General features: G+C 64.0%; 6 protein-coding genes. 5 read left to right on the top strand and 1 reads right to left on the bottom strand.

Features of this window, described 5'->3' with window-relative positions; translation table 11 throughout:
• The 3 genes from AB7I51_RS16850 to AB7I51_RS16840 all read left to right on the top strand — a co-directional run.
• Nucleotides 1-957: hypothetical protein (locus AB7I51_RS16850; protein WP_428405430.1), on the top strand; the 957-nt coding region annotated here is incomplete at its 5' end.
• A 117-nt stretch (nt 958-1,074) separates the two neighbouring features.
• Nucleotides 1,075-2,007: a glycine--tRNA ligase subunit alpha gene (locus AB7I51_RS16845; protein WP_428405431.1), complete on the top strand. Its 933-nt coding sequence runs from the start codon at nt 1,075-1,077 to the stop codon at nt 2,005-2,007.
• Between the two features lie 283 nt (nt 2,008-2,290).
• The gene (locus AB7I51_RS16840) at nt 2,291-2,689 is read left to right on the top strand and encodes a hypothetical protein (RefSeq protein ID WP_428405432.1); all 399 of its coding nucleotides are present in this window, start codon (nt 2,291-2,293) and stop codon (nt 2,687-2,689) included.
• Nucleotides 2,690-2,934: 245 nt separating this feature from the next.
• Here AB7I51_RS16840 and AB7I51_RS16835 read toward each other — a convergent pair whose 3' ends face one another.
• A complete protein-coding gene (locus AB7I51_RS16835) occupies nt 2,935-3,531 on the bottom strand; it encodes a gamma-glutamylcyclotransferase (protein WP_428405433.1) in 597 nt (198 codons plus the stop codon).
• Nucleotides 3,532-3,830: 299 nt separating this feature from the next.
• On the opposite strand from AB7I51_RS16835, the gene smc reads away from it, so the two are divergent.
• A complete protein-coding gene (gene smc / locus AB7I51_RS16830; protein ID WP_428405434.1) occupies nt 3,831-7,286 on the top strand; it encodes a chromosome segregation protein SMC in 3,456 nt (1,151 codons plus the stop codon).
• A 113-nt stretch (nt 7,287-7,399) separates the two neighbouring features.
• Entirely contained in the window at nt 7,400-8,431 is a 1,032-nt protein-coding gene (locus AB7I51_RS16825; RefSeq protein ID WP_428405435.1) for an AI-2E family transporter, read from the top strand.
• The last annotated feature ends 224 nt before the right edge of the window (nt 8,432-8,655 follow it).

Here is an 8,655-nt window from a genome sequence, read left to right as displayed (position 1 = left end):
CCGTATCGCGACGCGCCTTGCGCGCAAACGCATCCGACCAGAGTTCATCATCGCCTGGTCGCTCTGGCGACGAGCACATCAGGCAGAAGCAAAGCGCGCTCATATCAAAATGCAACTGTAATGCTAGTCATAGATGAGCACGCGACACCGCGACTTGTCGGCACTGCATTCATAGTGACCGCAAACGGCAATCATGCAACAGCAATATCCGCCGCGCATTGTTTCGAAGAGGTCCGAAAAATTCTTCATCCGAATCCTCTGCATCATGCATCTACACCACCCGAGTTTTTACCACCGCCGAAAGAAATCGATCTTAAGCTGGTTAAGGCTCTCTACCTCAAAGGCGAGAATGTTTATCTTTGTCCGATTGAGATAGGAATTTGGGATAATGCAACGGACTTGGCTACCTTTACCGTCTGCGCTCCCGCGAACGAAACAGAACTCTTCCGCGATTTTTTCTGGATTGATGATCAAGTGCCAGAAGTCGGTGGCGAAGTTGTGATGATCGGGTTTGGCGAGATGAAAGTGGGGATCGATTCTTCGGACTCAAGAAAGTCAACGATCCATCGGCAGCTTCTGGTACGACTCGGCCGAGTCGAGGAGGTGTTTCCAGAGAGTTGTTACATGTTGAAGGGTCCTTGTATCCAAACAACCATAGCGATTTTTGGTGGCATGAGTGGTGGACTCCTGGCCAAGTGGACTGGTGCAAGTACGAAAATCAAGCCCTTTGGTCTTATTGGCCACGCGCCCGACCCCCAACCGACTCACGATCGCTCTCAATCGGGGCACTCTATTGGCTCAATTCTGAACGCTAGAATTAGGCCCCTTGTAGGTGAGAGGCAGGTTCTTGAGTTCATTGTGAGTAACGTCGGAGTTGGCAAGGACGGCACCAAATCGAAACTTGTTTCCTCATTTGATTTTACAGAGAGCTTACCAGAGAATTCGTCATCGCACTGACGTGAATGTCCGCCTCTGGCGCATAGCGGATATTCGCCCGACCGCCGTCGGCGAAGCATGTCGTTGACCTGCGTCGGCCCCGCCAATAGCTTGCGCGCAATTCTCGCAGGACCCCCCATGCTCCCCGAACTCCCCCATCTCTCCCCCCTCCGCTCCTTTCAGGGCCTCATCCTCACCCTGCAAAACTTCTGGGCGGCGCAGGGCTGCGTCATTTTGCAGCCCTATGACATGGAGATGGGGGCGGGGACTTTTCATCCGGCGACGACGCTGCGGGCGCTCGGGCCAAAGCCGTGGCGCGCCGCCTATGCGCAGCCCTGCCGGCGGCCCAAGGACGGGCGCTATGGCGAGAACCCCAACCGTCTGCAGCACTACTACCAGTTCCAGGTGATCCTCAAACCCTCGCCGCCCGATCTGCAGGAGCTCTATCTCGCCTCGCTCGCGGCCATCGGCATTGACCCGAAGCTCCATGACATCCGCTTCGTCGAGGACGATTGGGAAAGCCCGACGCTCGGCGCCTGGGGGCTTGGCTGGGAGTGCTGGTGCGACGGCATGGAGGTCTCGCAATTCACTTACTTCCAGCAGGTCGCGGGCTTCGAATGCGCGCCGGTCGCGGGCGAACTCACCTATGGGCTGGAGCGTCTCGCCTGCTATCTGCAGGGCGTCGACAGCATCATGGAATTGAATTTCAATGGCCGCGACGGCGACGAAAAAGTCACTTACGCCGACGTGTTTTTGCAGGCCGAGCAGGAATATTCGCGCCACAACTTCGAGGCCGCCGACACGACAAAACTCTTCGAGGATTTCAAGGACGCCGAATCGGAATGCGAGCGCTTGCTGCATTTCGGCGCGGGCTCGGGCGACGAGATGCATCTGATGGCGCTGCCGGCCTATGATCAATGCATCAAGGCGAGCCACGCCTTCAATCTGCTCGACGCGCGCGGGGTGATCTCGGTGACCGAGCGCCAGAGCTATATTCTGCGCGTGCGCGAACTCGCGAAAGCCTGCGGCGCGGCCTGGCTGCGCACGGCGGGCGGCGGCGCCAACGGCTAATCCGCGGCGAAGCTTGCGAAACCCTCAGACGGCGCCCACCTGTCAAGAGAGTAATGCGTTCGTCATGCGTGTTGGCGCACATCTTCAACGATCGTAGCCATGCATAACTAAGCGCGAGACGGGAAACCGTCTTGCGCCGTTGGCGAGTAGCGGCGCGTCGCGCGCCTGTCCTGTCTTTTGCCAGGAACCCAAAGGATATGGACGGGCGCGCGCATTCTTGACTATGTGCCGGTTTCGTTCTAGTCATGTTCTGCGTTTATCTTCGGATGTGGCGGACCGTGTCATGTATCAGCCTCGTTACCCGTCTTTCAGCATTTCTCCCCGGAATTTCAGCGCTTCCGCGCCGCGCGGCGAGGCGCTTCAGTCGCTCGCCGACGCGGATTCGCTGCGGAGCCGGTTCTTTTCCTGGCGCGGCGCATCGGGCCGGCGCTACGTCTGCTCGGTGTTTCAGTCGGGCGAAGAATCATTCATCGCCGACGTGACCAATGGCGCTGTCATCGGCGTCGCGCGGGAAGGCCTCGCGACCCGTCCGGTTTGCGTTTTTCTCGCGCAGGAGCGGGCGGCTGGCGATCGCCACGCGCTGCGCAAAATGGCGCGCGAACTCGGCGTCGCCGAATGGCATGTGCATTTTTGCGCCGACGCCGCGACGCTGCGCGATCTTTCCGCGTCGCTGCTCAACTGATCCCGCGGATCTGTCATACGACATCCGTTTGATCTGCTCGGATGTCATTCCCGACGCGCGCAATGCGCGCGATCGGGAATCCAGAGCAAAACCGGCGTTCTTGGATTGGCTCTGGATTCCCGGTCAGGCCTTCGGCCTGCCGGGAATGACACGGCCCAAGTGAGCGGATCAACCGGAATCCGTATCAGTGGCGTAGCGTTGCGTCGCGCGCGTCGTTGCGCGGGCGTGTTGAGTGAAGCGTCGCGTCAAAGCGGCGTCGGCTCGTCGCCGGCGCCGCCGGTCGCTTGCCCCGATCGGCACGAATCATGATCGAGCCGGCGGACGATCTCGGCAAGCTCCGCGTCGTGGATGTCGAGCCGCAGCAGATGTTCGTATGTGTTGCGCACATAGGCGGGATTGTCGCCGTTAAGTCCGACGCCTTCGGCGATCAGGCGGATCATTTCTTCTTGCGGCAACCGCCCGGCGTATTGGCAATGCGTCCGGTCGACGACATACGCAAGGGCGTTGACCGAACCCCCGTCGGCGAATTGCACGCCGAGCGTCTTTTCGAGATAGACCGAAGTGACGAGTTCGCGTTCGCGCAAATAGCGAATCGTTTTGTCGCGCGCGCGCGCCGCGATCTTGAAGGCGACGCCCTGGCAGGAGCCGCCGCGGTCAAGCCCGAGCACGAGTCCCGGCCGCTCCGGCGTGCCGCGATGCACATGCGAGAAAATGCAAAGCGAACGGTGATAGCCATGGACCCAGGCGAGCGCGCTGTCGATGTAGTCGAAGCCCGGCCGCCACATCAGCGAGCCGTAACCGAACACCCAGAAATCTTCGTCCCGCGGACTGGCTGAACCCATTCTTCCTCGTATGAGCGGCAGTCGTAGCGCCCAAATTTTCTCCCTCGACTCCGTCCTTCGAGACGCCGCCTAAAGGCGGCTCCTCAGGATGAGATCGAGGAAACCTTCGCCCCGATGTTCATATGACTGCATTTTTCTATTTTTTCCGCCGTAATTCTGCGATGCAATGAAAATTGTGATTCGAAGGCGCCCGGCTTTTGACGGGACGACCGCCCAATGCGTGGCCGGATAAGCCTTCCCACAACATATCGTGTCGGTTTTCTTGCTTTCCCCAGCACTTTGTGGCGGTCTTTAAGGCAATGAAATTCGAGCGCCTGCGCCTTCTGGGCTTTAAGAGCTTCTGCGAACCCACCGATTTCCTGATCGAGCCGGGCCTGACCGGCGTCGTCGGGCCGAACGGCTGCGGCAAGTCGAATCTGGTCGAGGCGCTGCGCTGGGTGATGGGCGAAAACTCCTATAAAAACATGCGCGCGTCCGGCATGGACGATGTGATTTTCTCTGGCGGCGGCACGCGCCCGGCGCGCAATCTCGCCGAAGTCGGCCTTGTCCTCGACAACTCGTCGCGCACCGCGCCCGCGGCCTTCAATGACTCCGATTCGATCGAGGTGACGCGCCGAATCGAGCGCGAACAGGGCTCGACCTATCGCATCAACGGCCGCGAGGTGCGCGCCCGCGACGTGCAGATTCTCTTCGCCGACGCCGCCACCGGCGCGCGCTCGCCCTCGCTCGTGCGCCAGGGCCAGATCGGCGAGATCATTTCGGCGAAGCCGCAGGCCCGCCGCCGCATTTTGGAGGACGCCGCCGGCGTCGCTGGCCTGCATTCGCGCCGCCACGAGGCCGAGCTGCGCCTCAACGCCGCGTCGGAAAATCTCACGCGCCTCGAAGACGTGCTGAAACAGGTCGAAAGCCAGGCCGACAGTTTGAAGCGTCAGGCTAGGCAGGCCACGAAATACCGCGGTCTTGCGGCGCAGATCCGCAAGAATGAGGCGCTCGCCGCGCTTGTCGCCTATCAGCTCGCCGCCGAACATCTGCAGGCGGCGGCGGAGAAGCTCGACGCCAGCCGCGCCAGCGTACAGGCGCGCACGCTGGAACAGGCCGAGGCGGCGAAATTCCAGGCCGTGGCCGCGCATGAGCTGCCGCCGCTGCGCGACAAGGAGGCCGAGGCCGGCGCGGCGCTGCACCGTCTTGTGGTGGCGCGTCAGGCGTTGGAGGCCGATGAGCAGCGCGCCAAGGAGCGAATCGCCGAGCTTCAGCGCCACATCGAACAATTCACCCGCGATCTTGAACGCGAGCGGGCGCTGATCCAGGACGCGGCGGAAGTGGCCGAACGGCTGGACGAAGAGCGCGCCGAGTTGCAGGGCGGCGATTCGCGCGACGCCGAGCGCGAGGCCGAGGCCCAGGCGCGGCTCGCCGAGATCGAGACGGCGCTGGCGGCGACCGAAGCCGAACTGTCGAATGCGCAGGAGCAGCTTGCCGGGGTCAACGCCAAGCGGGCGGCGCTGGAGACGGCGCTGCGCGACGAAAATCAGCGCGTCGCCCGTTTCGAGGCGGAGCTGACCAAGATCGAGACCGAATTCGCGCTGATCGCCGGGCAGGGCGGCGGCGCCGACGAAGTCGAGCGCCTCGCCCAAGCCCTCGAAGCGGCGGCGCAGGCCGTGCGGGGCGCGGAAGAAACCGCCCAAGAGGCCGAAGCCGCCCTTCGCGAGGCGCGCGAGGCCGAGACCGCCGCGCGCGCCCCCCTGGAGCAGGCGGCGCTGCGCGCCCAGCGGCTCGAGACCGAGACCCGCACGCTCGAACATTTGCTGCAGACCGGCTCGGGCGGCCTTTGGGCGCCCGTGGTCGAGAGCATGACCGTCGAGAAGGGCTATGAGACCGCGCTCGGCGCGGCGCTCGGCGACGATCTCGACGCCTCCGCTGATGATTCGGCGCCGGCGCATTGGTCGGCGACTTCGAGCGAGGGCGACCCGGCGCTGCCCAATGGCGTGCGCGCGCTCGGCGAACGCGTCGAGGCGCCGCCGGCGCTGCGGCGTCGTCTGGCGCAGATCGGCGTCGTGCTGCGCGCCGAGGGCGAAAGCCTGCGCAAGCTTCTCAAACCCGGCCAGCGGCTCGTCTCCAAGGAGGGCGATCTGTGGCGCTGGGACGGTTTCACTCAGGCCGCCGAGGCGCCGACCGCCGCGGCGCGACGCCTCGCCGAGAAGAACCGGCTCGCGGATCTGCGCGTCGAGGCCGCCGCGGCGCGCGAAACCGCCGATGCGCTCAAGGAAGCGCTAAACGCCGCGCGCGAGGCGGCGCGGGAGGCCGCGGAGGCTGACGCTGCGGCGCGCGACGCCCAGCGCCGCGCCCGCGCCCTCATGGAGGAGGCGCGCGAGCGCCATTCGACGGCGGAGCGGCGCCAGGCACAGATCGCCCAGCGCCTCTCAGCGCTGCAGGAAGCCAAGGCCCAGACTCTCGCCAACCGCGACGAGGCGGCGCTAAAGCGCGCCAGCGTGACGCAGGCGCTCGACGACCTCGAAGAACCGGCATTCCTCGCCGGCGCGCTGGAGAATTTGCGTGGCCGCGCCATGGCGGAGCGGGCCCAGGCCGGTGAGGCGCGGGCGGCGCTGGCGTCGCTTCGCCACGAAAGAGCGGCGCGGGCCGCACGGCTCTCTGCGATTGCGCGCGACACCGCCTCATGGGCGCAGCGGCGCGATCGCGCCCAGGATCGCATCGGCGAACTGGAAGAGCGGCTGGCGACGGCGCAAGAGGAACATGTCCGCCTGAGCGACGCGCCCGACGCCTTCATCGGCCAGCGCCGCGCGCTGATGAATGCGCTGGAAGAGGCCGAGGCTGCGCGCCGCGACGCTTCCGACGCGCGCGCCAGCGCCGAAACGCGCCTCGCCGAATCAGACCGCGCCGCCCGCGCCGCGCTGGAGGCGATGAGCGCCGCGCGCGAAGACATGGCGAGGAGCGAAGCGCAGCTCGAGGCCGCCCGCCAGCGCGTCGCCGACGTCGAGCACGGCATCGCGCATGATCTCGAATCGACGCCGCAGGCGCTCGCAGCGCTCGCCGAGGTGAAGGACGGCGACGATCTGCCGGACATCGCCGACATTGAACGCCGGCTGGAGAATTTGCGCGCCGATCGCGAAAGGCTCGGCGCGGTCAATCTGCGCGCCGAGGACGAACTCGCCGAGGTCGAGGCGCAGCGCGAAAAGATGATCGCCGAGCGCGACGATCTTTCCGAAGCGATCAAGAAATTGCGCGCCGCCATCGCCAGCCTCAACAAGGAAGGCCGCGAGCGCATGATCGCCGCCTTCGACAAGGTCAACGAGCATTTCAAGGAGCTGTTCACGCTGCTCTTCGACGGCGGCGCGGCGGAATTGCAGCTTGTCGAAAGCGATGATCCGCTGGAGGCCGGCCTCGACATTCTCGCCCGTCCGCCCGGCAAGAAGCCGACGACGATGACGCTGCTTTCGGGCGGCGAGCAGGCGCTGACCGCCATGTCGCTCATTTTCGCGGTCTTCCTCACCAATCCGTCGCCGATCTGCGTGCTCGACGAGGTCGACGCGCCGCTCGACGACAGCAATGTCGAACGCTTCTGCGATTTGCTCGACGAAATGCGCAGGAAGACCGACACGCGCTTCGTCACCATCACCCATAATCCGATCACCATGGCGCGCATGGATCGGCTGTTCGGCGTGACCCAGGCCGAGCGCGGCATCTCGCAGCTTGTCTCGGTCGATCTGGAGCAGGCGGAGAAATTCGCGCTGGCGAGTTGACGCTCGAAGCCACTCGTGGCCTCGGCGCTCAGGCGCTTTTGTCGCCCTAAATGTTGCAGACGCGGACGCTTGCCCTCGTCGGGCGCGTCGGCGGCGGGATCGGGCGAAGCCTAATGACGAGAAGCGAATTTTTTCTGCGCTCGGTGATTTTCGTCGCCATCGCCCTTGCGCCTTTTCTCATCTGGCTGCTCTTCAACGTCATTGTTCTGGCGACCGGGGCGGTGCTCGTCGCGACGCTGATGCATGTCGTCGCGACGCCCTTTGCCAAACTCCGCCTGCCGCGTGGCGTGGCGCTGGCGCTTTCCGGGCTGCTCATCGCCTCGATCATCGGCGGAACCTTTTTTGTCTTCGGCCGCACCATGGCGGCGGAGTTTCACGACGTGCTGCGTCGCGCCGAGGAGACGGCGAACGCCATCTCAGCGGAGATCAGCCGAGCCGGACTCTCTGACTATCTGCCATCGTCCTTCGGCGAGAATATTTCGGTCTCGGGGGTCATCGGCCATTTCTTCACCGTGAGCACGGAGGCGGTGCTGGGCGGGCTCGTCGCCTTCTTCGCCGGCGTCTTTCTCGCGAGCGAACCTAAGCTCTACAGCGAAGGCTTCACGCTGCTGTTTGCGCCCCAGTGGCGCAAAGAAGCACGAGAAACGCTTGGCCATGTCGCCACCGCGCTGCGCCGCTGGCTGCTCGGTCAGATGATCGAAATGGTGACGGTCGGCGTCATGTCGGGCGTCGCGGTGTGGCTGATCGGCCTGCCGTCGCCGATCGCGCTCGGCGCCATATCGGGGCTTTCGGAATTCATCCCCTATATCGGGCCGATCCTCGCAATCTTTCCGTCTGTCGCGGTGGCGGCGACGATCGGACCCTATCCGATGCTGTGGACGATCCTCGCCTATCTCGCCATTCATCAGCTCGACGGCAACATGATCATGCCGCTCATCCAGCGGCAATTGGTCCGTGTGCCGCCGGCGCTGATGCTGATTTCGATCGCGACCTTTGGCACGCTGTTCGGGCTCGGCGCGACAATTTTCGCCGCGCCGCTGACGGTCGTCATCTATGTGGCGGTGATCAAGCTCTATCTGCGTGACACGCTCGGCGAGCAGACGCCGTTGCCCGGAGAGAAGGCGCAAACACCCTCCCCTTGGTAAGCGTGATCGGACGACCGCCTACCGCTCTGCATGTGGAGTTGATTAGGTGTCCACCATCGAAGAGGTGGACACCAGATGGCGGCTGCGAATGATGGTGTTAGCCCATCTTATTCGTGACGGCGCCGTTCGAAGGCTGGCGAGCATAGCATAGGTGGCTGAAACGGCGTAGGATTCGGTTGCTGACACCAACCCGTTCCGCTTCGACCTCACAGCCACGCCCGCCA

Origin of the sequence: Methylocystis sp., assembly GCF_050246715.1 — a bacterium.
GTDB lineage: Bacteria > Pseudomonadota > Alphaproteobacteria > Rhizobiales > Beijerinckiaceae > Methylocystis.
Note: the sequence above shows the minus strand (reverse complement) of the source record. Positions and strands in the feature narration are given on the sequence as shown.